The 23,006-nt window shown below is 36.5% G+C and carries 33 protein-coding genes; 32 read left to right on the top strand and 1 reads right to left on the bottom strand.

The window, feature by feature from the left end; all coding sequences use genetic code 11:
• Positions 1-30 precede the first annotated feature (30 nt).
• Complete coding sequence (locus tag CD172_RS05485) at positions 31-705, top strand: putative HNHc nuclease (RefSeq protein ID WP_103345714.1); 675 nt, start codon at positions 31-33, stop codon at positions 703-705.
• A gap of 196 nt (positions 706-901) precedes the next feature.
• On the opposite strand, the gene CD172_RS05475 is transcribed toward CD172_RS05485, so the two are convergent.
• Positions 902-1,510 carry a hypothetical protein gene (locus CD172_RS05475; protein ID WP_085622425.1) on the bottom strand — a complete coding sequence of 203 codons (609 nt, stop codon included), beginning with the start codon at positions 1,508-1,510 and terminating at the stop codon, positions 902-904.
• 62 nt (positions 1,511-1,572) lie between these two features.
• Between CD172_RS05475 and CD172_RS05470 the strand changes: the two genes are divergently transcribed.
• The 31 genes from CD172_RS05470 (at position 1,573) to CD172_RS05325 (ending at position 23,004) form a co-directional block, all read left to right on the top strand.
• Entirely contained in the window at positions 1,573-2,301 is a 729-nt protein-coding gene (locus CD172_RS05470; RefSeq protein WP_103345713.1) for a conserved phage C-terminal domain-containing protein, read from the top strand.
• Positions 2,302-3,087 (top strand): ATP-binding protein, encoded by a 786-nt coding sequence (locus CD172_RS05465; RefSeq protein WP_103345712.1) that lies wholly within the window; start codon positions 2,302-2,304, stop codon positions 3,085-3,087.
• Between the two features lie 163 nt (positions 3,088-3,250).
• Positions 3,251-3,673 (top strand): RusA family crossover junction endodeoxyribonuclease, encoded by a 423-nt coding sequence (locus tag CD172_RS05460; protein WP_103345711.1) that lies wholly within the window; start codon positions 3,251-3,253, stop codon positions 3,671-3,673.
• Position 3,674: 1 nt separating this feature from the next.
• On the top strand, positions 3,675-3,917 hold the full coding sequence (locus CD172_RS05455) for a hypothetical protein (RefSeq protein ID WP_103345710.1): 243 nt from the start codon (positions 3,675-3,677) through the stop codon (positions 3,915-3,917).
• Between the two features lie 17 nt (positions 3,918-3,934).
• Positions 3,935-4,189: a hypothetical protein gene (locus CD172_RS05450; RefSeq protein WP_103345709.1), complete on the top strand. Its 255-nt coding sequence runs from the start codon at positions 3,935-3,937 to the stop codon at positions 4,187-4,189.
• Entirely contained in the window at positions 4,186-4,377 is a 192-nt protein-coding gene (locus tag CD172_RS05445) for a hypothetical protein (RefSeq protein ID WP_103345708.1), read from the top strand. The genes CD172_RS05450 and CD172_RS05445 overlap by 4 nt, the downstream gene beginning before the upstream one ends.
• The gene (locus tag CD172_RS05440) at positions 4,377-4,589 is read left to right on the top strand and encodes a DUF3269 family protein (protein ID WP_103345707.1); all 213 of its coding nucleotides are present in this window, start codon (positions 4,377-4,379) and stop codon (positions 4,587-4,589) included. The genes CD172_RS05445 and CD172_RS05440 overlap by 1 nt, the downstream gene beginning before the upstream one ends.
• Positions 4,590-4,601: 12 nt before the next feature.
• Positions 4,602-4,919: a hypothetical protein gene (locus CD172_RS05435; protein WP_225906119.1), complete on the top strand. Its 318-nt coding sequence runs from the start codon at positions 4,602-4,604 to the stop codon at positions 4,917-4,919.
• Positions 4,909-5,124, top strand: coding sequence for a hypothetical protein (locus CD172_RS05430; RefSeq protein WP_103345706.1), 216 nt, complete (start codon positions 4,909-4,911; stop codon positions 5,122-5,124). Before CD172_RS05435 ends, CD172_RS05430 begins: the two co-directional genes overlap by 11 nt.
• Entirely contained in the window at positions 5,117-5,347 is a 231-nt protein-coding gene (locus CD172_RS05425) for a hypothetical protein (RefSeq protein ID WP_103345705.1), read from the top strand. Before CD172_RS05430 ends, CD172_RS05425 begins: the two co-directional genes overlap by 8 nt.
• A complete protein-coding gene (locus tag CD172_RS05420) occupies positions 5,331-5,690 on the top strand; it encodes a thermonuclease family protein (RefSeq protein ID WP_103345704.1) in 360 nt (119 codons plus the stop codon). Before CD172_RS05425 ends, CD172_RS05420 begins: the two co-directional genes overlap by 17 nt.
• 249 nt (positions 5,691-5,939) lie before the next feature.
• A complete protein-coding gene (locus tag CD172_RS05415; RefSeq protein WP_103345703.1) occupies positions 5,940-6,242 on the top strand; it encodes a MazG-like family protein in 303 nt (100 codons plus the stop codon).
• 50 nt (positions 6,243-6,292) lie between these two features.
• The gene (locus tag CD172_RS05410) at positions 6,293-6,490 is read left to right on the top strand and encodes a DUF7366 family protein (RefSeq protein ID WP_103345702.1); all 198 of its coding nucleotides are present in this window, start codon (positions 6,293-6,295) and stop codon (positions 6,488-6,490) included.
• 277 nt (positions 6,491-6,767) lie between these two features.
• The gene (locus CD172_RS05405) at positions 6,768-7,214 is read left to right on the top strand and encodes a transcriptional regulator (RefSeq protein ID WP_103345701.1); all 447 of its coding nucleotides are present in this window, start codon (positions 6,768-6,770) and stop codon (positions 7,212-7,214) included.
• Between the two features lie 252 nt (positions 7,215-7,466).
• Positions 7,467-7,829, top strand: coding sequence for a hypothetical protein (locus CD172_RS05400; RefSeq protein ID WP_103345700.1), 363 nt, complete (start codon positions 7,467-7,469; stop codon positions 7,827-7,829).
• A 4-nt stretch (positions 7,830-7,833) separates the two neighbouring features.
• A complete protein-coding gene (locus CD172_RS13100; protein WP_103345699.1) occupies positions 7,834-8,211 on the top strand; it encodes an HNH endonuclease in 378 nt (125 codons plus the stop codon).
• Between the two features lie 92 nt (positions 8,212-8,303).
• Positions 8,304-8,777: a phage terminase small subunit P27 family gene (locus CD172_RS05390; RefSeq protein ID WP_103345698.1), complete on the top strand. Its 474-nt coding sequence runs from the start codon at positions 8,304-8,306 to the stop codon at positions 8,775-8,777.
• The gene (locus CD172_RS05385; protein ID WP_103345697.1) at positions 8,777-10,480 is read left to right on the top strand and encodes a terminase large subunit; all 1,704 of its coding nucleotides are present in this window, start codon (positions 8,777-8,779) and stop codon (positions 10,478-10,480) included. Before CD172_RS05390 ends, CD172_RS05385 begins: the two co-directional genes overlap by 1 nt.
• Before the next feature lie 215 nt (positions 10,481-10,695).
• Positions 10,696-11,994 carry a phage portal protein gene (locus tag CD172_RS05375; protein ID WP_169925241.1) on the top strand — a complete coding sequence of 433 codons (1,299 nt, stop codon included), beginning with the start codon at positions 10,696-10,698 and terminating at the stop codon, positions 11,992-11,994.
• The gene (locus CD172_RS05370) at positions 11,945-12,544 is read left to right on the top strand and encodes an HK97 family phage prohead protease (protein ID WP_103345695.1); all 600 of its coding nucleotides are present in this window, start codon (positions 11,945-11,947) and stop codon (positions 12,542-12,544) included. Before CD172_RS05375 ends, CD172_RS05370 begins: the two co-directional genes overlap by 50 nt.
• Positions 12,545-12,612: 68 nt before the next feature.
• Positions 12,613-13,863, top strand: coding sequence for a phage major capsid protein (locus tag CD172_RS05365; RefSeq protein ID WP_103345694.1), 1,251 nt, complete (start codon positions 12,613-12,615; stop codon positions 13,861-13,863).
• Positions 13,864-13,875: 12 nt separating this feature from the next.
• Positions 13,876-14,034, top strand: a complete 159-nt coding sequence (locus CD172_RS12700) for a hypothetical protein (protein WP_165805347.1) — start codon at positions 13,876-13,878, stop codon at positions 14,032-14,034.
• Between the two features lie 9 nt (positions 14,035-14,043).
• On the top strand, positions 14,044-14,334 hold the full coding sequence (locus tag CD172_RS05360; RefSeq protein WP_103345693.1) for a head-tail connector protein: 291 nt from the start codon (positions 14,044-14,046) through the stop codon (positions 14,332-14,334).
• Positions 14,315-14,647: a phage head completion protein gene (locus tag CD172_RS05355; RefSeq protein ID WP_103345692.1), complete on the top strand. Its 333-nt coding sequence runs from the start codon at positions 14,315-14,317 to the stop codon at positions 14,645-14,647. The genes CD172_RS05360 and CD172_RS05355 overlap by 20 nt, the downstream gene beginning before the upstream one ends.
• Positions 14,647-14,946, top strand: coding sequence for an HK97-gp10 family putative phage morphogenesis protein (locus tag CD172_RS05350; RefSeq protein ID WP_103345691.1), 300 nt, complete (start codon positions 14,647-14,649; stop codon positions 14,944-14,946). Before CD172_RS05355 ends, CD172_RS05350 begins: the two co-directional genes overlap by 1 nt.
• Positions 14,943-15,290 (top strand): DUF806 family protein, encoded by a 348-nt coding sequence (locus CD172_RS05345; RefSeq protein WP_234022066.1) that lies wholly within the window; start codon positions 14,943-14,945, stop codon positions 15,288-15,290. The genes CD172_RS05350 and CD172_RS05345 overlap by 4 nt, the downstream gene beginning before the upstream one ends.
• 11 nt (positions 15,291-15,301) lie before the next feature.
• Positions 15,302-16,240, top strand: coding sequence for a major tail protein (locus CD172_RS05340; protein ID WP_103345689.1), 939 nt, complete (start codon positions 15,302-15,304; stop codon positions 16,238-16,240).
• Between the two features lie 65 nt (positions 16,241-16,305).
• On the top strand, positions 16,306-16,752 hold the full coding sequence (gene gpG / locus CD172_RS05335) for a phage tail assembly chaperone G (RefSeq protein WP_103345688.1): 447 nt from the start codon (positions 16,306-16,308) through the stop codon (positions 16,750-16,752).
• Positions 16,753-16,793: 41 nt separating this feature from the next.
• Positions 16,794-16,937, top strand: a complete 144-nt coding sequence (gene gpGT, locus CD172_RS12695) for a phage tail assembly chaperone GT (protein ID WP_164671807.1) — start codon at positions 16,794-16,796, stop codon at positions 16,935-16,937.
• Between the two features lie 26 nt (positions 16,938-16,963).
• Positions 16,964-21,514 (top strand): phage tail tape measure protein, encoded by a 4,551-nt coding sequence (locus CD172_RS05330; protein WP_103345687.1) that lies wholly within the window; start codon positions 16,964-16,966, stop codon positions 21,512-21,514.
• Positions 21,514-23,004 (top strand): phage distal tail protein, encoded by a 1,491-nt coding sequence (locus CD172_RS05325; protein WP_103345686.1) that lies wholly within the window; start codon positions 21,514-21,516, stop codon positions 23,002-23,004. Before CD172_RS05330 ends, CD172_RS05325 begins: the two co-directional genes overlap by 1 nt.
• The last annotated feature ends 2 nt before the right edge of the window (positions 23,005-23,006 follow it).

Here is a 23,006-nt window from a genome sequence, read left to right as displayed (position 1 = left end):
GGAATTACCGTTCTGATTGGACGTGATTAGATGCCTTTAATCAAAAGTTACATCACTCAAGATGACGGCACGAAAACTGTTGTCATCTCGGGTGTTGAATTGGGCGATAAAGAAACGCTACTACTAGACAACGGATTCGATGTAGAAGTTGATGTAAATGTCGTAGATCCGTTCCAAATCACCGACAAACAACGCCGTAAGATATTTGCCTTAGTCAAAGACATAGAACAGCATACAGGACAGCCTATGGACTATATGAGGCATATGTTCATTGAGTGTGCGAGAACATATCACGGATATGACAATCCGATATCGCTTAGTAATTGCACTCGAACACAAGCTTCACAAATCATCGACATCACATTGGATTGGGTGTTTGAGAACGGAATACCCCACAGCTACAAGACAAGCGAATTATTGAAAGGGGATAAATCAAAACTCTACTGGTCAACAGTAAATAGAAACTGCGTTATATGTGGAAAACCTCATTCAGATTTAGCACATAGATATGCGGTAGGACGTGGGCGCGACAGAACCAAGATAAATCACTACGGCAACCAAGTATTAGCGTTATGTCGTGAACATCACACAGAGCAGCACAACATAGGGATGGACAGCTTTAACGACAAGTACCATTTGCATGATAGCTGGGTCGATGTGGATGAGAGGTTGAACAAAATGTTGAAAGGAGAGAAAGTGAAGTGAGTAAAATTCAGGTGATAAAAATAGCACTCCTAATCGTCATCTTGGCGGAAGAGATTAGGGAAGTGCTTAGTGAACTCAAAATTGAAAACTGCGATGTTTGTTCAACAAGACAGTTTAAATTCCAATTGTTGCATGATAACAATTTAACAATATGCCATGAATGCGCATCTCATTTTAATGATATGAATGTAGAAAATTAGATTGCATTATAAAGCATTTCAAATGATGAAATTTCGCTATTTAGTAAAGCGATAGCTTCTTTGCCAGGATAATCACTCTCGTAAGGTTTCTTTTTAGATACTAACAAAATCATGCTTGTGGTATTTTCCGGTAAATCATCAAATTCTGTTGCTAGATAGGAAAGGGCTAATGTAGTTTGTAGATTAAATTTATTTGCATATTTAGTAGCCTCATTTGATAACAATAATTTTATCAAATAAGGTTTGCCGTTAATATACAAACCTAATTCATGAGAAACGTTAATAGTAACTCCTCCGTAACTGTATTTCGATACAGGAGGGTCGAACCATTTAACATTTTTACCTTTAATAAAAGACTTATATTGGTTAATAGCTTGTCTATAATTTGAAGTCTTCTTTTCACTAATCCTATTCAAAAGGCTATCCAGAGCATTGATATTACTGTTACTTTTATGAATTCTTTTGATTTCATCTCTAAACTCTTTCCAATAATCAATACCTGGATGGTATTCAGTAGAACTTTTAATTTTTCTAACAGCAGTTGTTTTAGTGATACCATTTTTTACTGAAAAATTCATAAACTGAGTAAAAGATATTTTTATCATAATTAAACACCCCCAATCTACGCAGTAGCGTTAGATACATTATACACGAAAGGAGAAAGTAAATGACTGATCAACCAAGTTACTATTCAATCATTACAGCAAACGTCAGATACGATAACCGACTTACAGATAGTGAAAAATTGTTATTCGCAGAAATCACATCGTTAAGCAATAAATACGGTTACTGTACAGCGAGCAATGGTTACTTTGCAAAACTATATGAAGTAACAAAAAGAACTGTTTCATCCAGAATAAATAACCTCAAAGACAATGGTTATCTAAATATAGAGTTTGATTACAAAGGTAATGAAGTTAAGCAAAGAAGAATGTACCCCATGACGCAAACTTCTATACCTATAGAAAATAATTTCCATAGGGGTATAGAAAAAAATTTCTTCCCCCCTATAGAAGCAAACTTCCAGGAGAATAATACAAGTAATAATACTACAAGTATTAATAATATAAATAGAATAGATACATTGTCGGGTTACCCGACCTCATATCCTTACAGTGATGTTATTGACTATCTTAACGAAAGAACTGGAAAGCAATATAAATCTACAACTAAAAAGAATCAAACAGTTATACGTGCTAGATCGGATGAAGGATTTAGCTTAGATGACTTTAAAAAAGTTATTGATAACAAAGTCTCGGAATGGAAAGGTACGGATATGGAGAAGTACTTACGTCCTGAAACGTTATTTGGCACTAAGTTTGAAGGTTACCTCAACCAACAAAAATCAAATGCAGTAGATGAGGATTGGAAAAGGCAGTATGAGGGAGTGTTTTAAATGAATCCCTTTGAAAAATTAGCTAACCAAGCAGGTTTTAAAAACAAAGTAGTTAAGCAAGAAATGGGTCTACATTGTGATAAATGCGGTAGGGATTATGACTATTACGAATTTGATAATGGACAAGTGATTAAAGACGGGTGTGACTGTAGCATGATAGCACTTGCTAAACAAAAGACAGAAGAATTTAAGAAGAGACAACAACGAAATAAGGCTAACGCTATATTCAACAAATCAATTATTAATGATGATCTAGCAGACGCCACATTCGACAATTATATACCAACTAGCCAGTCTTTAGAAAAAGCTAAAGCACTGCTAGAACGATATGCTAACAATTTTAAGTTAGATAACAAGCAGTCGATACTTTTATACGGTAGCTACGGTACAGGTAAAAGTCATTTATCTATGGCAACTATCAAGCGTGTTAGAAAAAAAGGCTTTTCAGTTTTGTACATGAACGTGCCGCAACTCATTACTACTTATAAAAGTACGTATAACAAGAATGCAACGCTAACCGAAAGAGAATTAGACCAAATCATCGCTGATGTAGATTTACTTGTACTAGATGATTACGGTACAGCATTAAGTAACTTTGGCATTCAAAAGATGTTTGAAGTTATGGAATCAAGAACGGGCAAACACAACATTATTACTACAAATAACAGTAGTAAAGAATTAATACAAAATAAGGATCTCGCTAAGATATTTAGTCGCATGATGAAGAATACAACACCAATCAATATGAACGGCGAAGATTACAGAATGAGAGGTATTAACTTTTGATTGATAAACAATACATCATTAGCCACCTCCATTGTTCAGAAGTGTACGCAAATAAGCTGATTGAGAGCGCACAGGGCGATGAAAAATACTTGTATGACCTATTTATCCAAAAGTATTCAGAACGCAAGATACGTAAGGCTATGACGTTATATGAGGTGGATTAATGAAAGAGACACGAATAGAAATATTTTATTTGGAAAACGACAGAAATTTAGGTAATCCCAAAGGGTCATCACGCCCTAGATTTAGTAGAGGCGGGCATACTTACATGCCTGCACCCTATGTTAAACACAAAAAGTTTGTTGCTGATCAACTGCCAAACTTGATGATAGACAAACCTATAAAATTAACGGTTGAATTCTACTTCAAACCTAGTAAGTCGTGGCCGAAGTATAAAAAAGAGGCGTGTATAGGACAACCACATGCCATAAAACCTGACATAGACAATTTACTAAAGACGATATTAGACGCTGGCACCAATCTATTATGGGTGGACGACACGCTAATTACAGAAATCAGAACATTCAAAAAATATTCAGATACTGCACGAACAGTATTAGTAATTAATGAACTAGAGGGGGATTAAGATGCGTACAGTAATAGCGTTAAAACGTAATGGAGAAAAAATAGCACAATCAGAATTAGATAATTGGGACCAAATAAAGACAGAAAAAGCATACCAGGAATACAAAAGTAAACGTAAGGAAAAACCATGGCTTAAGACGGTACCACAGTCGGTGCCGTATACGAGTTACGGTAAGTATTTGTCTGAAAACATAAGATTAGGTGCATATAAATTCTATTGTTATGGTCGACAACAATTAATTTGAATAGGAGGTAATTAATCATGGTAGCGAGAAAAGGTAAAGGAACTAGATATGAGTACGTAGTTTACAAAGGTGAAGAAGTAGTGGCTTCAGGGAAGAAACGTGAAATTATGCAAAAACTAAATATAGCTGAAGGTACATTTTGTACTTTGTTAGCTACAAAAACTATTGCTCGTGAAGCAGAGAGCTACAGAAAAGGTAAAAGAAATGGTCAAATGGTTGCCATTAAAGTTGATATAGATGAAATAGAGCGGGAATTAGGTGTTATTTCATGAAAATTAGAGAATTAAACATTGATGATCGTGTTGCATTTTACACAGACAGCGAGCAAGAAAAACCTTATGAAGGCAAAGTAACAGAACTGTACTACAACTTTAAAGGCAAAGAAATGGCACAAATTGAGTTGGACAACGCATGGTATTACAACATAACTGACGATGACGATTGGGAGGTTGTTTATTGATGAACACATTCCACTTATACAATACTGCAGGGGATAAAGTAATGATTGTACGCGAAACTGAAGGTGGTTATAACATGCGAGGTTTTCCGCAATCACACTTCAGTCATATTGATGATTTCTTTACTTACGAAGAATTTAATAAATATAAATCGATACACAATCTGATGTACGCCGAAGAGTTAGGCAGTCAGATTAGTATTTTTGATATGTAGGGAGATGATTGAATGAAGTTAACATTATATGACTTAACAAATTCTCAAAATGATATACGTAAATATTTGGTATCGAAATCGAAAATATATGTAAAAGGAGATAAGTTGTATGACGTTGTGGTTGAAGTAGACGACTACAAATCAGAGCGTGACACACTCATCGAAGATATTACCCGTTTACGTGCAGAACGTGACATGTATAAACGAAAGTTAGACGATGTGGTGGAGTTATTCACTCGTCACATCAATTATAAATTGTCGGTCAGTCACAACACATGGTACATCAATCTACGTCACAAATTAGACGAGGTGCTTAAAGATGAGAGATGAACGAATGATTATGTACTTGATGGGCAAGTATGAGGGGTTAATTAAGCTAGAAATAGCTTACCAAGAATGGAAAGAGAAGAATCCGAATAAAAGCAGATGGGATTACAAAGGTAAAAGACCAACGAAAGCTGAATTAAAGCGTTGTAGATTGTTATTGAAAGAACTGATGCTTGAATTTGAAAGGGGGTTAGAAATTTATGGCTAAAGTCGATTACAAAAGCATATGGCAAGACTGGAAAGAAAGACAGATGAGACTTTTTGTATCAATGCATGCAAACGCTAAATTAAGTGGCGAAAAAGAATTAATAAGAAAGTGTAATTTAAAACGTGCAGAATTAATAGAGATGGACAAATACGACGGCACACAAGAATTCCACAATTTACTACACGATTTAGAAAGGGCGAATGTAAATGACCCTAAACAATAAACTATACATCTTTAAAGCACGTGTATTACGTGTTATTGACGGTGATACTTTGGAGATGCGCATTGATCTAGGCTTTCATACACATACGGTACGTAAGGTTAGATTGTTAGGTGTAGACACACCTGAACGTGGCAAACCAGGATACAATGAAGCGAAAGCATTTACTACTCAAACTGTATTAGGTAAGGACGTGTACGTGCAGACGTACCAAGCAGACGCTTTTGGTAGATACTTAGCTGATGTGTGGTATCAAGAGGGAGATAATGAATTTAGATTGAGTCATGAATTGACTGTACGTGGATTAGTTAAAGAAGGCAGTAAATGGAATGAGGAGGACGAGTAAATGACTGCATGAACGCTTATATTTACTTTTGTTGTTTGTGTGTTAACGGAATATTTCCTCCATCATCGATTCAACAACAAGTATGTAGGTAGGATTTGTAGTTTGGTTTTTATGCTGATTGTGATGGTGCTGTTTATCTCTGTTACTAAATTCGAAGGGATAAAAGGCTTAGCTTTTGTCACAGCAATTTTTATTGTAAATGCAATATACGAAATTAGAGCGCTTAATCTCACTAAGGAGGACAAATAAATGAATCAATTAATCAAACAAGTAGAGCAATGGAGTATTGATAAAGGATTAGATAAAGGCAATAGCTTTACGCAATACGCAAAAAGCGTTGAAGAAATGGGAGAAGTTGCAGGTGCTTTGTGTCGTAACCGCAGACACGATTTAAAGGACGGTATAGGCGATGTATTGGTTACCTTAATCATATTAGCCCAACAGAATAATATGACGATTCAGGAGTGTTTAGAGCAAGCATATGGAGAGATTAAAGACAGAACAGGAGAAATGTCGGAAGACGGAAGTTTCATCAAATCCGACGACTTGTAGTAAAGACGTACTACAACGAATCAAGGAGTTACTTAATAAGGAGTGATAGTGTGTTTAAATTACCAGAAAAATATAGAAAAAGTATTAGCGAGTATAAGAATATGTCGCCTGAGGAAAAGGAAGACTTTGAGAACGGGTTTATTGAATACGTAAGAGAAAAAAGTCTGGTACTTCGTAATTCAAGTGATGAAGAATTGAGACGTCACTTTAAAATTCTTTCAAGTCTTGTTGATACTAGTGAGGAGTGATTATATGAAATATTCAAGAGTGGTATTGCACACGTTGGTAACGATTCGGATTTATGAGGGTGCTAAGAAGTTGATGAGTAAAAGGTTAGGTGACGAATAATGTATATAACGTTAATTATAATATTATCACTGCTATCAATAGTGTTACTGATACACAATACATTATTGCAAAAGGAAAACGACACACTAAGCTACACAGTCGGTATTCTTGCTAGTCATATATTTGACGAGAATGGAAAAGATTACGTTAAGAAGTTAATGAAGTAGGAGGTTACGCATGAAGTTAGGCAAAGCAGATATACCTAAACTAGAGGAATACTGGAACAACTACAGGAATGTTAAAGGTCAGTTGGCTTATCGTCGGTACGAGTTATTATATCAACCGCAAGACACTAATAACGGTGGTGGTAAATCTAACTTGCCAAGCAGACCGGTAGAGCAAGAAGTGGTTAGGTTATACGAAGATAATAAGTATCGTAATTTATCAGAGGTAGTTACCGCTATCGATGATGTGTACAACAAAGCTACACCTGAACAGAAGTTTATAATTGAACATCGTTATTGGGAAAAGGACTTAACGATATACGAATGGCAAGACATAGCTCATGAACTTACTAAGTTACGTGACGATGACAAGATTATCAGTCGTGATGCGGTATTAAGATTGCGTAATAAAATAATGAGAGATACAGCAAAGCGAATCGGTTGGATTAGTTTCGATTAAAACACAACCGCACTTCCGACATACTGTAAGTGCACTTTATATTATTATATTATGTTAGTGTGCCAGTAAGGCATAAATGTTCGGCTCATACTATATTATATGCGTTCGGGTCTTATCCCTTTACCCGGACGCTTTCCCTTGTATATTGATGTGACACTTAAATGTGACATGAGTATATAACTCAAATAATATAATCAAAACATAATCACTAGACACTGTTAACCGCAGTGTCTTTTTATATTGAGGTGCATTATGGAATTAAATAAGTATCAATCCTTAAAGAAACCAACAGACTACAATAAACATCTTTTGTCATTAGTATCTGTGGTAGGTCAGTTAGTCGAGAACGATGACAATGACACAGTGACAATGTTACTAGGTGATGCACTAGAACATATAACATGTATGGCATCACTTAATAATGTAACGCTAGATACTGTGGCAGGACTTAATGTGAATACGTATCAACCAGACTTACACAAGGTTATTAATAAAGGTGATGCAGTTACTTATAACAAAGACAAGTACATTGTCCATGACATCATCGGTAATCAAGTGTTGATTGCAAACCAAACTAAAGATGTTGTGGTTGACATCAAAGACATAGGAAGGTGATTGAATGGCAGTAATGAGACGATGCAATCATCCAACATGCAATGCACTTATATCATTCAATCAGTCATACTGTGATAAGCATAAACCATATGTAAATGATAAATATAATGATGTAAGAAGACGAAATGACCCTGAATACTTACGATTTTATAAGTCTAGACAGTGGCAGAGAATGCGTGAAATCGTATTGATGGAGAATGATTATATTTGTAGATCATGTGGACGGCAAGCTCAAATGGTTGACCATATTATTCCGACAAAAGTTGATTGGTCGAAACGGCTCGAAAAAGAAAACTTACAGCCATTGTGTTACGAATGCCACAACAGAAAAACGAAAAGAGAGCAAAAGGAAGTCCCCCACTTCAAAGAACGGGGGCGGTGAGGAGAGTGCTGAAGAACGAGGCCCACTCTTCTTCTTAAAGATTTCCCTTAATTTTAATACTAGGTACTAAAATGATGATGGAGGTGCTAAAAATGGCAGGTAGACCCCGAAAACTTCTGCATAATTCGAAGAAGAATTACACTAAAGAAGAGATAGTTGAAAAAGAACGCCAAGAAGCGCAATTAAACAAATTTTCAAAAATAGATTCGCATCCACCAGACTTTTTAGATGATATCGCGAAAGAAGAATACTTAAGAATATTGCCATACATGCAAGAATTGCCTATATCAAACTTGGATAAAGCACAACTCTCACAATATTGCAGTTTTTACAGTGATTTTGTAAGAGCAAGTCTGCATTTGGAGGCAACAGGTGGCGTTGTTATTGAAGGAGCGAATGGAGAATCTAAAGTAAATCCTGCTTTTACTGCTAAAGAGAAATCGGGTACAAGAATGCAACAAGTAGCTAACACACTAGGATTAACAATTGATAGCCGATTACGCATTGTTGTGCCTGAAGAAAAAGAGAATGATGACCCATTCAAAGAGTTTGTGAGTGACGATTGATGTTAGATTACACAACAATTTATGCTCAAAAAGTAGTCAAAGGTGAGATTCTTGTAAGTAAGAAGAATTTTAAAGTGGCAGAACGTCATTTGAATGATTTAAAACACCCACCTGAAGGTTGTTATTGGAATGTGGAGAAAGCAAATAAGGCCATCAAATTTATCGAGATGTTACCTGACCCTAAAACGAACGAACCCATGCCATTAATGCTATTCCAAAAGTTTATTGTTGGTAGCATTTACGGTTGGCGTCGCGATGGTGGATTCAGACGCTTTACTAAGGGATATGTAAGTATGGCACGTAAACAGGGTAAATCGTTAGTTGTATCAGGCATGTCACTTAATGAATTGTTATTTGGTCAATATCCAAAGTACAACCGACAAATATATGTATCATCATCAACTTATAAACAAGCTAAAACAATATTTAAGATGGCGAGCCAACAAATTAAGTTGTTGCGCAATAAAAGTGATTTAATACGTAAATCAACAGAAGTACGTAAGACAGACCTTGCCCATATAACGTCAGAGAGCGTGTTTGAGCCACTTTCTAACAATCCAGATGCAGTTGATGGTAAAGACCCAACAGTGGCTATACTGGACGAGCTAGCAAGTATGCCAGACGATGAAATGTATTCAAGATTTAAAACGGGTATGACGTTACAGAAGAATCCTCTTACACTCTTAATTTCTACTGCAGGTGACAACTTGAACAGTCAGATGTATCAAGAGTACAAATACATCTCTAAAATATTATCAGGTGAAGTTAAAGCTGATAATTACTTTGTTTATTGCGCAGAAATGGATTCAGAAGATGAAGTGAATGACGAATCATTGTGGATTAAGGCAATGCCATTACTCGAATCAGACGAACATAGAGACACAATACTGAGAAATATTAAAGCGGATATTCAAGACGAATTAGAAAAAGGTACGTCATTTCATAAGATTTTGATTAAAAACTTTAATCTTTGGCAAGCGAACAAAGAAGATAGCTTAATCAATATTAATGAATGGGAATCCATCGAAGTGAATCGTGATGATTATAGTTTGTACGGCAAAGACGTTTATATCGGTGTCGATTTATCAAGACTTGACGACTTAACTTCTGTAGGGTTTATATTCCCAACAGATGATGGTGATATGTTAATTGACAGCCATTCGTTTATTGGATTAAGGACCACGCTCGAACAGAAGTCAAAACGTGACAAGATTAATTATGAAAAATTAATTAATACAGGAGAGGCGGAAGTGACCACATCGGAAAGTGGCATGATTGATTACAAGCGTGTTATTGAGTATATATTCGACGTTGTGGAAGAGTATCAGTTAAACGTAAAAGCGTTGTGTTATGATCCATGGAATGCACAATCATTTGTGACCACACTAGAATCCATGGTGATTGATTGGCCTCTAATTGAAGTTGGGCAAAGTTTCAGAAGTCTTTCACAGCCTATTAAGCAATTTAGAGTATGGGTTGCTGAAAAGACGATTAAACATTTTGGTAATAACCTATTAACCATTGCCGTAAATAACGCGGTTTTAATATATGACGGCGAAGATAACGTTAAAATTAACAAGAAGATGAATCGACAAAAGATTGACCCTATCATCTCTGTCATAACTGCTTTTAGTGAAGCGAGTATGCATGAATTCGAGGTGGATTGGTCATCAATATATGAAAATGAAGAATTCGGATTTTAAAGGGGGTGCGATGATGAAATTAAACAAACTTTTAATACCGTTAAAACTATTGGTTGTTAACATTGTTAGCATCCTTTTTTTATTAGGTTTAATCATAATGAATACCGCAACTTACTTAGCATTTGGAGTTGAGTTAGGACTAGCTAACACAGGCGTTTTCCTAATGGTTATTGCGTTAATCATTGACAACGAATCACGGGAGAGGAGGTGATTAAGTGGGTATCTTCTTAAGAAACGAAAATAGAGATTTACAGTATAACGAAGATGATCTACAAATGATGGTTCAGACGTTACCTGGTTTTCAGGGTACTAATTTAAGGCAGTATACGCCTATAGATGCCATTAAGCACAGTGACATTTTTACAGCAGTAATGATGATTGCGTCTGATTTAGCACGTATGCCTATTAGATTAAACGTTAACGGGCAGATTGATTATAGTAATAAGGTTGTTAATTTGCTAAATACTAGGCCGAATTCACTGTATAACGGCTATATCTTTAAATTGGTTGTATTTGCCAATGCTTTATTAACATCTCATGGTTATGTCGAGATCACACGCGATAAGTTAGGTAATCCAATCAGTTTGATGTTCCGTAAAACTTCAGAAGTAGAATTAAAATCTGACCGAATGGGCCGCCCTTATTATTCACATGAGCGAACCGATGATAACGGTCAATTTATTAGTCGAAATATTAAATACGAAGATATGCTAGATATTAAATTCTATTCATTAGACGGTATTCACGGATTGTCGTTACTTGATACTTTAAGTAAAACGATTGATTCTGATAACAATGGTAAGGACTTTTTAAACAACTTCTTGCGCAATGGTACACATGCAGGTGGAATACTTAAAATGAAAGGTGTCTTGAATGATAAAAAAGCAAGAAACCGTGCAAGAGAAGAATTCCATAAAGCATTCAGTGGTACTAAACAAGCCGGTAAAGTGGTTGTGCTTGATGAATCGATGACATTCGACCAATTAGAAGTCGATACAGAAGTGTTAAAGCTCATTCGTGAAAATAAATCATCCACACGTGAGATTGCCGGTGTATTTGGCATACCGTTGCATAAATTCGGTATCGAAACAACGAACATGAGTATTACTGACGCTAATCTTGACTATCTTTCAACTTTGAAACCTTACATTACGTGCGTTTGTGCAGAGTTAAATTTCAAATTCAATGACGAATATACGGATAAAGTCTGTGAATTTAAATTCGATACTACTGAAATACGTGTGGTTGATGAAAAGACACAAGCTGAAATCGATAAAATCAATATCGATTCAGGTAAAACAAACATTGATGAAGTCCGTAAGCGTGATGGTTTACCACCTATACCTGGGGGTTACGGTAGTATCCATCGTGTTGACCTCAACCACGTGAATATTGCGCTTGTTGATGAGTACCAAATGAATAAGTCACGTGGTACTGATAACAAATTGAAAGGTGGTGAGGAAAATGGCAAAGGAAACGAGAATCGGAAATATCACAGAAGTCCGTTCGAATGATGATAACGAAATGGTCATTGAAGGTTACGCTTTGAAATTTGATACCTGGTCAGAGAATTTAGGTGGTTTTAAAGAAACAATTTCACGTAGCGCTTTAGAAAACACTGATTTGTCTGATGTACGTTGCTTAGTAGATCATGTACCGTCGCAAATTATCGGGAGAACTAAATCGGGAACATTAGAACTGGAAACTGATGATATCGGGCTGAAATACCGTTGTAAATTACCGAATACAACGTTTGCACGTGACTTGTACGAGAATATGCGTGTAGGTAACATCAATCAATGCTCATTTGGTTTTATGCTAGATGAACAAGGCGATGAAATGCGTTTTGATGAAAAAGAAAACATCTATAAACGTACTTTAAAAGCCATTCGTGAGCTTACAGATGTGTCTGTGGTGACCTATCCGGCATACAAAGATACGGATGTTAAACCGGCATTACGTAGTATTGAAAACATTGAAAATGAAGAACGCAAAAAAGTGTTAGAGTTAAAACTTAAAAAACATTCAATTACAAATAAGCTTGGTGAAGTTGGACACCATTAACAAATACAACCATTGGACGTGCTAAAAAGCGACGTCTATTTTTTATGTAAAATTTAGGAGGAATATTAATGAATAAAAAAGATATTTTACTTTCCGAAATTTCGGATTTAAAACGTAGTATTGATTTAAAAATCGGATTCGCAACGCGCGCATTAAACAATGACGAGTTAGATAAAGCAGAAACTTTGGAAAAGGAAATCGCAGACTTGCGTTCACAAATTCAAGAAAAAGAAGCAGAGCTAAAGAAATTAAAAGAGAAAGACGATGAATCAGAAAATGCAAATCCACAACCTGTAGTGGTTGAACAAGAGCGTTCTTATCGTCAAGCGCCTAACTTGAATGAATTAGGTATTTCAATTCAGGATACTAAAGTGACATCTCAAGAAGTACGTGAATTTACTAATTATTTAGAAACACGCAAAGACATTCAAGGTGGTTCACTTAAAACTGATTCAGGCTTTGTTTTAATCCCTGAAGAAATTGTGACTGACATTCTTAAATTAAAAGAAGTTGAGTTTAACCTTGATAAATACGTAACTGTTAAACGCGTTACTAATGGTTCAGGTAAATATCCAGTTGTACGTCAGTCAGAGGTTGCAGCACTCGAAAAAGTAGAAGAATTAGAAGAAAATCCTGAGTTAGCAGTTAAACCATTCTTCCAATTAGCATACGACATCAATACACACCGCGGTTACTTCCGCATTTCTCGTGAAGCGATTGAAGATGCGAAAGTTAACGTGTTACAAGAGTTGAAATTATGGATGGCACGTACGATTGCAGCCACTCGTAACAAAGCGATTATTGATGTAATTACTAAAGGTTCTACAGGATCTACTACTTCAGGTTTTGAAAAAGAGGGCGCTAAATTAGAAACTAAGAAAGCGAAATCGTTAGACGACATTAAAGACGCTGTGAACTTAAATGTGAAACCTAATTATGAACATAATGTAGCGATTGTGTCTCAAACTATGTTTGCGAAATTAGACAAAATGAAAGACAAATTAGGTAACTACTTAATCCAACCTGACGTAAAAGAGAAAACACAACAACGTTTATTAGGCGCTAAAGTGGAGATCTTACCTGATGAAATGCTCGGTGAAAAAAGTACTAACAAATTAATCATTGGTAACTTAAAAGACGCCATTGTATTATTTGACCGTTCACAATACCAAGCGTCATGGACTGATTACATGCACTTTGGTGAGTGCTTAATGGTTGCGGTACGTCAAGATTGCCGAATCTTAGACTATAAATCAGCTATTGTTATTGAATATGATGATAGCCAAGCATTAGATTCGGGTCATATGGAAACTCTATAGGAGTGATTGAAAATGGCGAAATATAAAGTGAAAACGGCTTATATTGATAAAGAAATGCGCAAGGTATTGAATGTCGGTGATGAAGTTGAAATGACTGTTAAGCGCGCAAATGAAGTTAATAAAAACGGAACGCCACAAAACGGTATTTTAGAACGTATCGATGTTAAGTAGGTGATAGCAGTGAGTGATTTACAGCTATTAAAGAAGCATTGCAAGATAGACCATAGTTCAGAAGATGATTTACTGGAAATGTATTACGAATGGGCAAAAGAAGATATAGCGAGTGCGGTTACTGATGACATGGCTTGGTTAGAGAAGCAAAGATTATTTAAAACTGCAGTATACCCACTCACTGCTTATTACTTTGAAAATCGTTTAGCATTTAACGAAAGGAATTTGAGCTATGCACCACACATGGTATTAAGTGTCGTGCATAAGCTACGCTCATCATATGAGATTCGATTCGAATAAGCTAAATGAACGAGTAACCTTTTGCCGAGACACCAGTAAATCAATCAATGGTCTACCACAAAAGCCGATTACAGAGGAGCTATACAGTTGCTACGCATGTATTCAAGATGCTAGAGAATCAGATATGCAGACAAGCCTAACCACAAGTTCGCAGTTTATTAAAACAATCATTATACGTGATCCAAGAGGAGACTATAAACCTAACAATAAGCATTATGTAATACATGAAGGTGATAAATACCAAATCAAATACGTCAAAAAGGACTATGAAGATAAATCTTATGTGCGTGTTTATTGTGAGGTGGTGTTTTAATGGGCGCGAAGATTGAAAAAAACGACATAGAACAAGGGTTAGTTAGAAAGCAAATAGAATTCAAAGCGTCACAGAATCGTGTATTAAAAGCTGGCGCAATGGCGCTTACACCTTTATTGAAACGTAATACGCCAGTCAGTGAGAACAAAAGACATGCAAAGGATAATATCGCCGTGTCGAACATTCGAACTGACCGTGATTCAAATGAAAAGTATGTGCTTATAGGATATACGAAAGGCTATTCACACCGTATTCATGCAACTGAATTTGGCACTATGTATCAGCGTCCACAGATGTGATTTACAAGCAACTCATCGCCGATAAACGTATCACGGTTGAGGATAATATTTTTAAATACGTAGTTCCTGAAAATTTTCATGAATCGACGAATCAACCTATCGTAAGAATTACCCCGTTACCGTATAATCCTGATGAATATGCGGATAACGAGGAATTCACAAGAGAATTTGACTTCCAAATCGATATTTGGTGGTCATCAGACGAACCACATGCGCAAGCAGAAGCGATCGTTGAGAATCTAAAACAATTAAATTTTAAATCATATTACAGAGAACCGATGTACGAAGTTGAGACTCTAACTTTTAGAGAAATCATACGTGCGTCAGGTTCTCTATTATTTTAGGAGGATTTTAAATGGAAAAATTAAAGTTAAACTTGCAACACTTTGCAGAAACTAAAGGTGTTTCAGGCATTGCTATTGGTGTAACTAATTTTTATTGGGCAGCTATTAAAACAGATGATGGAGAAAAGTTTGAAGTAGAAAGTGGTCACCGCACACGATTCTTAAAAGAAATCGAAGTTGACCGTCCACAAGAGGTTGAAGAAGAATACGGTGACAACATGGTCGCTGCGACTGCAGTATCGAATGGTAAGTTATCCGTTAAAACGACATTTGTGTCAATTCCTGCAGAACAAAAAGCATTCTTAGCAGGTGCTAAAAAAGGTAAAAACGGTTTTAAATATGGCGCAAATGACATTCCGCCTGATGTGGCAGTTGTGTTTGAACGTACAAACCATGACGGGTCATCTGAATGGGTAGGCTTATTCAAAGGTAAGTTCACGCGTCCGAACTTATCAGGTCAAACAAAGCAAGATAAAGTCGAATTCCAAAATGATGAAGTAGAAGGTTCTTTCGTAGATCGTTTATATGATGAATCATCTCATGTAACTGGTTTCGATAAAAAAGGCGCTAACACGGGTCGTGATTACGTATTTACTGAAACTTTCGGTAAAACTTTTGACGAGTTCATTAAAGACCTTGACCAAGACTTTAAGATGGAAGATGATAAAAAAGCGATGCCTGGAAAGACGAGTAAGGAAGAGGTAACAAGTGTATCTCTTTCTAAAGAATCTACTACGATTAAGCGAGGACAGACAGAACAATTAGTGGCTACGACTGAACCCGAAGGACAACCCGTAACATATAAAGTCACTGAGGGTGAAGAATATATTAGCGTCAGTCCTGAAGGATTAGTGACTGCAAATACAGAAGGCCATGGTGTAGTTACAGTTACAGCTGGCGACCAATCAGACACAATTAATGTAGAAGTAACAAGTAATTTTGAAATGTAATTTGAGGGGGACTAACCCCTCTTTTATTTTTGCGCAAAAATAAAAATGAAAGTAGGAATTTAAAAATGGCAAGAACTTCAATCGAACTTATTACAGGTTATACAAAAACTGGTAAACCACAGACTAAAAAGTATTTGGCTAAACCAAGTTTGTCACTATTTGACACTATTCAAGGCTCAAAATTATCAACACGATTAACAAAAGCGTTCAGACAACCAGACTTTGACGAGTTATCACAAGAACAGTATGAGAAATTAAGTGAAACTGAACAAAAAGAGTACCAAGCTAAGATTGAAGAATACCAAGAACAAGTCGCTCAGCAATTTGATGTACTTGATGAAGTAACGACATTTGTTGCTGAGGGATTCGATAATCAGTTTACATCCGAAGAATTACAAAAAGGTATTCCAGCAGGACCAGAGGGACTGAACACTTTAGTAACAGTGCTAGAAAAGCTCATCGCAGGAGATGTGGACGACACAAAAAAGTTTGTGACCGAGCAGAAGAAATAAATCCTGAGGATTTAACACCTGAAGGTAGATACAACAACTATATGAAAGTTGCGAAGCAGTTAATTGATGAAGGCATGGATCCTGAAAAAGTGGCGAACATGCCGATTCATTTCTTTTTAGAAATTGTTAATTCAAGAGTCGAACACAAGAAGAAAGCGACAAGCTTTGCGCAAGTGTTCGGCTAATTTTTTTGAAGAAAGGAGGAAACTAAATGGCAAATCCTATAGGTAATATGGTCATAAAAGTTGATTTAGACGGTTCGGGATTTAATCGTGGTATTACTGGATTGAACAGACAAATGCGCATGGTCTCACGTGAGATGAGCGCTAACCTTTCAAAGTTTGGGCGTTATGATCAATCACTTGAAAAGTCTAAAGTAAAAGTTGATGGATTAACGAAACGACAACAAATTCAAGCTCAAAAAGTCAGAGAATTGAAAAATAATTATGACCAGTTATCGAAAGAAACGGGAGAAAATAGTGCTAAAACACAAGCGGCTGCCGCTAAATATAATCAAGCTTATGCAGAGTTGAATAAATATGAGCAAGAGTTGTCGCAAGCTACTAACGAAATGAAAGAGTTGGAGCGACAACAACAAGTTTTAAACACGACTATGGGTAAGATTGGCAATAAATTTAGTGAGTTGGGACCACGCTTGCAAGAAATTGGCAGTAAAATGCAGTCAGTTGGTCGTAACATGAGCATGTATGTAAGTGCGCCAATTGTTGCCGGGTTTGGTGCAGCAGTTAAGAAGAGTATAGACTTCGATGACTCAATGCGTAAAGTTAAAGCAACTTCAGGTGCTACGGGTAGTGAATTCCAACAACTACGTGATAAAGCACTTGAGATGGGTGCTAAAACAAAATTTAGTGCCAGTGAATCCGCCGATGCATTAAACTACATGGCGCTTGCCGGTTGGGATACTAAAGATATGCTAGGCGGTATTGATGGTGTCATGCAGTTAGCGGCAGCATCAGGTGAAGATTTAGGACAAGTGAGTGACATTGTAACGGACAGTTTAACTGCATTTGGAATGAAAGCGAAAGATAGCGGACACTTTGCCGATGTCTTAGCACAAACGAGTTCTAAAGCCAACACTGATGTACGTGGTTTAGGTGAAGCATTTAAATATGCAGCACCCGTCGCCGGTGCGTTAGGATATACGGTGGAAGATACATCAATAGCAATTGGTTTGATGTCTAACGCTGGTATAAAAGGTGAAAAAGCCGGTACTGCATTACGTACAATGTTTACTAACTTATCAAAGCCCACAGGCGACATGAAAAAGAAAATGGATGAGTTAGGTATATCTATTACTGATAGTAACGGGAACATGTTACCAATGCGTGATGTAATGGATCAATTGCGTGGTAAGTTTAAAAACTTGTCTAAAGAGCAACAAGCGAATGCTGCATCCACAATATTTGGTAAAGAAGCCATGAGTGGTGCGTTAGCAATTATTAATGCATCAGATGAAGATTATCAAAAACTAACAAAGTCAATTGACGGTTCTAAAGGTGCTGCGAATCGTATGTCCAAAGAAATGGAAGGCGGTATTGGGGGTTCACTTCGTCAAATGAAATCGGCTATTGAATCGTTAGCGATTAGTATAGGTGATGTAATGGCACCGTACATTAAAAAGTTAGCGGAATGGGTATCACATGCAGCAAGTAAATTAAATGAGATGCCTAAAGGTACGCAAAAGATAGTTGTCGGTCTAGGTTTAGTGGCCGCTGCAATAGGTCCTTTACTTGTAACACTAGGTGTAATGGTGTCCACAATAGGTAGTGCAATGACTGTAATAGGTCCGTTGATGACAAGCATTAAAACGTTAAGTTTTATTACTAAAGGTTGGGCGTTAGCGACTGGATTTCTAAACACTATACTAGGTGTGGCAAAAGGACAAATTGCATTACAAACTGTCTTAACTGGTAAATATTCTTTAGTCACTAAAACTGCTGCTATTGTAACTCGAGGTTTAGGTTTAGCAATACGATTTATGACTGGTCCAATCGGACTTGTAATCACTGCAGTTGGATTATTGGTTGCTGCAATTGTCCATTTGTGGAGGAACAACGAGACGTTCCGTAACGGTGTAATACGCATTTGGAATTCAATAAAAGATGGTTTATTGACTATTTGGAATGGTATTAAAACATTCGGTATAGCAGTATGGAATGGATTGAAAAATGGTGTAATGTTAATTGTTCAGACATGGTGGACGTTAATGAAAGCTTACTTTAATATATGGAAAGCTGTGATAACCACTATATTCAACACAATTAAAAATGTCATCATTGGTGTGTGGAATACCATTAAATCTGTGACGATGTTTATCATTAATGCTTGGAAGACTGGAATTACGGCAATTTTTAACGGGTTACTTATAATCATTAAAGGCATACTAAATTTATACAAAAATGCATTCATTAATACTTGGAATTTGATTAAATTTGCTGTTATGTCTGTAGCACGTGCAATAGCTAATGTAGTAATCAATAGTTGGAATAACATTAAAAATGCAACTATATTTATTTTCAATTTAGTCAAAGGCATTATTACTACAATTTTGAGTTCGATAAAATCAACGATGTACAGATTGGCAAGTGGCGCGTATCAAATTGTCAAAAATATTTGGTATTCATTAAGTCGCACGACACAAAATATTTTTTCGAGTTTACGAGCATGGATTTCTAGTGTGTGGTCCAGTATTAAAAATTCTGTCGTTAGATATGTCAGGATTTTATGGGACGGCGTTAAACGTACTTGGTACAATTTATTCGACGGAACACGCAATATATTTAATCGCGTTAAATCATTCCTAGTTGATAAGTGGGATTCAATTAAACGTGCAGTTACTGGTATAGCAAGTGATTTATGGGGTGCTGTAAAACGTACGTTTAACAATATGAAAAACGGGCTTGCAAATATTATAGATAAAATCAAAGGTCATATTGGTGGAATGGTTAGTGCCATTAAAAAAGGTTTGAATGGATTAATTGACGGTTTAAACTGGGTAGGCTCTAAATTGAGTTTACCTAAAATACCTAAATTATCCACAGGTACACAACGCATTAACCGACATATAAGCACGACATCTGATGGACGCCTTAAACACGGTACTATGGCAGTCGTGGGAGATAAAGGTCCTGGTAACGGCAGAGGTATTGATGGCAGAAGAGAATTAATCCAATACCCAAACGGACGCACGGCATTAACACCTGCCAAAGACACGACTACATTTTTGCCTAAAGGGTCACGTGTAATTAGTGGTAGTATGCGACAACAGATGTTATCTACTGGCACGCTTCCACACTTAAGTCTTGGTACATGGTTTAATAATGCCAAAGATTGGGTCGGCGATAAAGTTAGAGGCGCTGGCGAGTGGCTTACTGATAAAATTGGTGATGTCCTAGATTATATTGATGACCCGGCTAAATTATTTAATAAGTTACTGTCTAACCTAGGCATCAACTTTGATTCCATAACAAAAGGTATGGGATTAGTTGGAGACATCACACGTGCCGCTTTCAATAAAATCAAAAAGGGTGCCATTGACTGGATGCAAAGTGGTTTCGATTCTCTTGGTGGTGAATTAGTCGGTGGTATTTTAGACCCTGACAAAATTAACTATCATTACGGACACACTGCAGCATATACTGCAGCAACAGGTAGACCATTCCATGAAGGTGTCGATTTTCCTTTTGTTTATCAAACTGTACGTACGCCGATGGGTGGAAGGTTGACGCGTATGCCGTTTATGAGTGGGGGTTATGGTAACTATGTAAAAATTACAAGTGGTGCGATAGATATGTTATTTGCTCACTTAAAAGACTTTAGTAAGTCACCACCATCAGGATCAACTGTTAAGCCAGGTGATGTTGTTGGATTGACTGGTAACACTGGATTTAGTACAGGACCACACTTGCACTTTGAAATGCGTCGAAACGGTCGACACTTCGACCCTGAACCATATTTAAGGAAAGCGAAAGCAAATGGTAGATTAAATGTTGGTGGTGGTAAAGGTTATCCATCAGGTAGTGGCGCAACATATGCAAGTCGCATTATTAGACAAGCACAAAATGTGTTAGGTGGTCGTTATAAATCACGATATATTCATGATGCGATGATGAGACTTGCTAAGCGTGAATCTAATTACCAACCAAACGCGGTTAACAATTGGGATATTAATGCACAACGTGGCACACCTTCAAAAGGCTTGTTCCAAATGATTCAACCGACATTTATGGCTAACGCTAAATCGGGTTACACAAATTTTAATAATCCACTGCACCAAGGCATATCTGCATTACAATATATCGTTAGAAGATATGGTTGGGGTGGCTTTAATCGTGCTGCAGCATACGCATATAAAACTGGTGGTCTCGTCCACAATGGCTTATATCATTTAGGTGACGACGGTTATCCTGAATGGATTATCCCTACAGACCCTAGCCGTGCAGATGACGCAGCTAAATTACTTGCTTTGGCTAGTAATGATATTAGTAAGAATAAACGTCCTAAACACTTTAGTAGCCCTAATGTGGGTGGTAATGGCGATAGCTATTTAGAGAAAAAGTTAGACACAATGATTGGTTTACTAATTAAATTGGTTGGGTCTAACGAAGAAATCGCAAATAAGGATTACGAACCAGTGATTGATAACTTCGGTTTAGGTGATTTTATCAACAAAACCGTAGATAAAAGAGAACGTGACACATCACGTAAACAAAGATTTAACGCAGGAGGTGTGTTTGCTTAATGAACGATACAATAATAGTTAATGATAAGACACTTCCGTGGTTGTTTGTGCAAAGAGGGTTTAAAATACCCTCTTTTAATTTTGCCATAAAAACGGAAAAAGTAGATGGCAGACCTGGTAGCGTTTATCAAGGTCGTAGTTTAAATGAATACAATTTCGAATTACCGCTAGTTATCAGTAATGACCGTTTAGCACATAGTGGCATGAAGTCACACGACGACATTTTGAATGAGTTGGTTAAATTCTTTAACTACGATAAGTCAGTTAAATTACAATTTAAATCAAAAGAATGGTACTGGAATGCACACTTTGAAGGTCCTATTGAGTTATTCAGCAAAACTGAAAACCATATTAATATGGTTAATTTAAAAGTGGTTTTAACTGATCCTTACAAGTATTCTGCAAAAGGTACTAAAAATACTGCAATTAGTGATGCAGTAAGTGTTGTTAATACAGGTACTGCAGATACACCAATAGTTGTGGAAGCAAGGGCATTGAAAAATTCCAATTATTTTATGATCACTAAAAAAGATGAAGATTACTTTATGATTGGTGATGATGATGTGGATAATAAAGTTAAAGATTACTCTCCTTTAATTCTAGGTGATGAGTTACGCACATTAAGTGGTTGGAATAAGCAATCTTCTAATAATATAAATGATAATTATACAGGTGGTGCAGTTGGTGGTACATTTGGACAATCCACAAGTAAAGAAAGTGTTTATTTAAACACTGAAAGTATTAATGGCGAGGGTTGGCAAGGTGCAATGTACAAACGTAGCTTTAGTAAGCAAATCAACAACTTCAGTGTGACATTTAAAATTGCAGTGAATCAAAAACGTAAGGGCGCAAATCGAACAACGCAATATTTATATGACACTGATGGACGCGTAATTGCGTCGATTGGATATACTAACCCTAATGCAAATCAAGTAATAGGACGAATAATTATTTGTTTATATAATCAGAGTGGCGAACCTAAAAAGATTTATGACTATAAAAATAATCCTACGATTTATGGTATGGATGAATTTGTTGTATACATGCGCTTAACACGTATTGGCAAGGAATTCACGATTAAGACTTGGAAGTATAGAGAAATACCTTATCCATTACGTAAGATTGCGTTTGATACACATGAAGTTACATTTACTGATAAAGGCGATTTCTATAATCGACCAATAAGTGCAGTTTCGATTTATTCTGCTAAAAACGGGACTAATAACTTTATGCCAGTGTTTTTATTAGGTAGTTACATTCGTGAATTATTAGAAAAGCCACCTGGAGAAAACGATATGATCATAAAAAGTGGTGATGATATTGTGGTAGATATGGCTAATAATTTAGTAATGGTTAACGGCGAACCATTCATTCACGAAAAAACATTTGGAAGTGACTATTTCAATGTAGAAACTGGTCACACAGAATTGATTATTCAACCGCCTAATACGTTTGATACGACAGTAAAATGGCAAGATAGGTGGTATTAATA

The sequence above is a fragment of the Staphylococcus agnetis genome, from assembly GCF_002901865.1.
In the GTDB taxonomy this organism is placed as follows: domain Bacteria; phylum Bacillota; class Bacilli; order Staphylococcales; family Staphylococcaceae; genus Staphylococcus; species Staphylococcus agnetis.
Note: the sequence above shows the minus strand (reverse complement) of the source record. Positions and strands in the feature narration are given on the sequence as shown.

What these genes read in the sequence shown, in the direction of transcription:
- CD172_RS13100 (WP_103345699.1), top strand. Translation starts at nt 7,834, where the DNA reads ATGGCAGTAATGAGACGATGCAATCATCCAACATGCAATGCACTTATA.
- CD172_RS05385 (WP_103345697.1), top strand. Translation starts at nt 8,777, where the DNA reads ATGTTAGATTACACAACAATTTATGCTCAAAAAGTAGTCAAAGGTGAG.
- CD172_RS05440 (WP_103345707.1), top strand. Translation starts at nt 4,377, where the DNA reads ATGAACACATTCCACTTATACAATACTGCAGGGGATAAAGTAATGATT.
- gpGT (WP_164671807.1), top strand. Translation starts at nt 16,794, where the DNA reads ATGAAAGTTGCGAAGCAGTTAATTGATGAAGGCATGGATCCTGAAAAA.
- CD172_RS05330 (WP_103345687.1), top strand. Translation starts at nt 16,964, where the DNA reads ATGGCAAATCCTATAGGTAATATGGTCATAAAAGTTGATTTAGACGGT.
- CD172_RS05430 (WP_103345706.1), top strand. Translation starts at nt 4,909, where the DNA reads ATGAGAGATGAACGAATGATTATGTACTTGATGGGCAAGTATGAGGGG.
- CD172_RS05340 (WP_103345689.1), top strand. Translation starts at nt 15,302, where the DNA reads ATGGAAAAATTAAAGTTAAACTTGCAACACTTTGCAGAAACTAAAGGT.
- CD172_RS05350 (WP_103345691.1), top strand. Translation starts at nt 14,647, where the DNA reads ATGGGCGCGAAGATTGAAAAAAACGACATAGAACAAGGGTTAGTTAGA.
- CD172_RS05445 (WP_103345708.1), top strand. Translation starts at nt 4,186, where the DNA reads ATGAAAATTAGAGAATTAAACATTGATGATCGTGTTGCATTTTACACA.
- CD172_RS05415 (WP_103345703.1), top strand. Translation starts at nt 5,940, where the DNA reads ATGAATCAATTAATCAAACAAGTAGAGCAATGGAGTATTGATAAAGGA.
- CD172_RS05370 (WP_103345695.1), top strand. Translation starts at nt 11,945, where the DNA reads ATGGCAAAGGAAACGAGAATCGGAAATATCACAGAAGTCCGTTCGAAT.
- CD172_RS12700 (WP_165805347.1), top strand. Translation starts at nt 13,876, where the DNA reads ATGGCGAAATATAAAGTGAAAACGGCTTATATTGATAAAGAAATGCGC.
- CD172_RS05435 (WP_225906119.1), top strand. Translation starts at nt 4,602, where the DNA reads ATGAAGTTAACATTATATGACTTAACAAATTCTCAAAATGATATACGT.
- CD172_RS05425 (WP_103345705.1), top strand. Translation starts at nt 5,117, where the DNA reads ATGGCTAAAGTCGATTACAAAAGCATATGGCAAGACTGGAAAGAAAGA.
- CD172_RS05455 (WP_103345710.1), top strand. Translation starts at nt 3,675, where the DNA reads ATGCGTACAGTAATAGCGTTAAAACGTAATGGAGAAAAAATAGCACAA.
- CD172_RS05365 (WP_103345694.1), top strand. Translation starts at nt 12,613, where the DNA reads ATGAATAAAAAAGATATTTTACTTTCCGAAATTTCGGATTTAAAACGT.
- CD172_RS05470 (WP_103345713.1), top strand. Translation starts at nt 1,573, where the DNA reads ATGACTGATCAACCAAGTTACTATTCAATCATTACAGCAAACGTCAGA.
- CD172_RS05475 (WP_085622425.1), bottom strand. Translation starts at nt 1,510, where the DNA reads ATGATAAAAATATCTTTTACTCAGTTTATGAATTTTTCAGTAAAAAAT.
- CD172_RS05450 (WP_103345709.1), top strand. Translation starts at nt 3,935, where the DNA reads ATGGTAGCGAGAAAAGGTAAAGGAACTAGATATGAGTACGTAGTTTAC.
- CD172_RS05355 (WP_103345692.1), top strand. Translation starts at nt 14,315, where the DNA reads ATGAGATTCGATTCGAATAAGCTAAATGAACGAGTAACCTTTTGCCGA.
- CD172_RS05390 (WP_103345698.1), top strand. Translation starts at nt 8,304, where the DNA reads ATGGCAGGTAGACCCCGAAAACTTCTGCATAATTCGAAGAAGAATTAC.
- CD172_RS05325 (WP_103345686.1), top strand. Translation starts at nt 21,514, where the DNA reads ATGAACGATACAATAATAGTTAATGATAAGACACTTCCGTGGTTGTTT.
- CD172_RS05485 (WP_103345714.1), top strand. Translation starts at nt 31, where the DNA reads ATGCCTTTAATCAAAAGTTACATCACTCAAGATGACGGCACGAAAACT.
- CD172_RS05465 (WP_103345712.1), top strand. Translation starts at nt 2,302, where the DNA reads ATGAATCCCTTTGAAAAATTAGCTAACCAAGCAGGTTTTAAAAACAAA.
- CD172_RS05420 (WP_103345704.1), top strand. Translation starts at nt 5,331, where the DNA reads ATGACCCTAAACAATAAACTATACATCTTTAAAGCACGTGTATTACGT.
- CD172_RS05400 (WP_103345700.1), top strand. Translation starts at nt 7,467, where the DNA reads ATGGAATTAAATAAGTATCAATCCTTAAAGAAACCAACAGACTACAAT.
- CD172_RS05460 (WP_103345711.1), top strand. Translation starts at nt 3,251, where the DNA reads ATGAAAGAGACACGAATAGAAATATTTTATTTGGAAAACGACAGAAAT.
- CD172_RS05405 (WP_103345701.1), top strand. Translation starts at nt 6,768, where the DNA reads ATGAAGTTAGGCAAAGCAGATATACCTAAACTAGAGGAATACTGGAAC.
- gpG (WP_103345688.1), top strand. Translation starts at nt 16,306, where the DNA reads ATGGCAAGAACTTCAATCGAACTTATTACAGGTTATACAAAAACTGGT.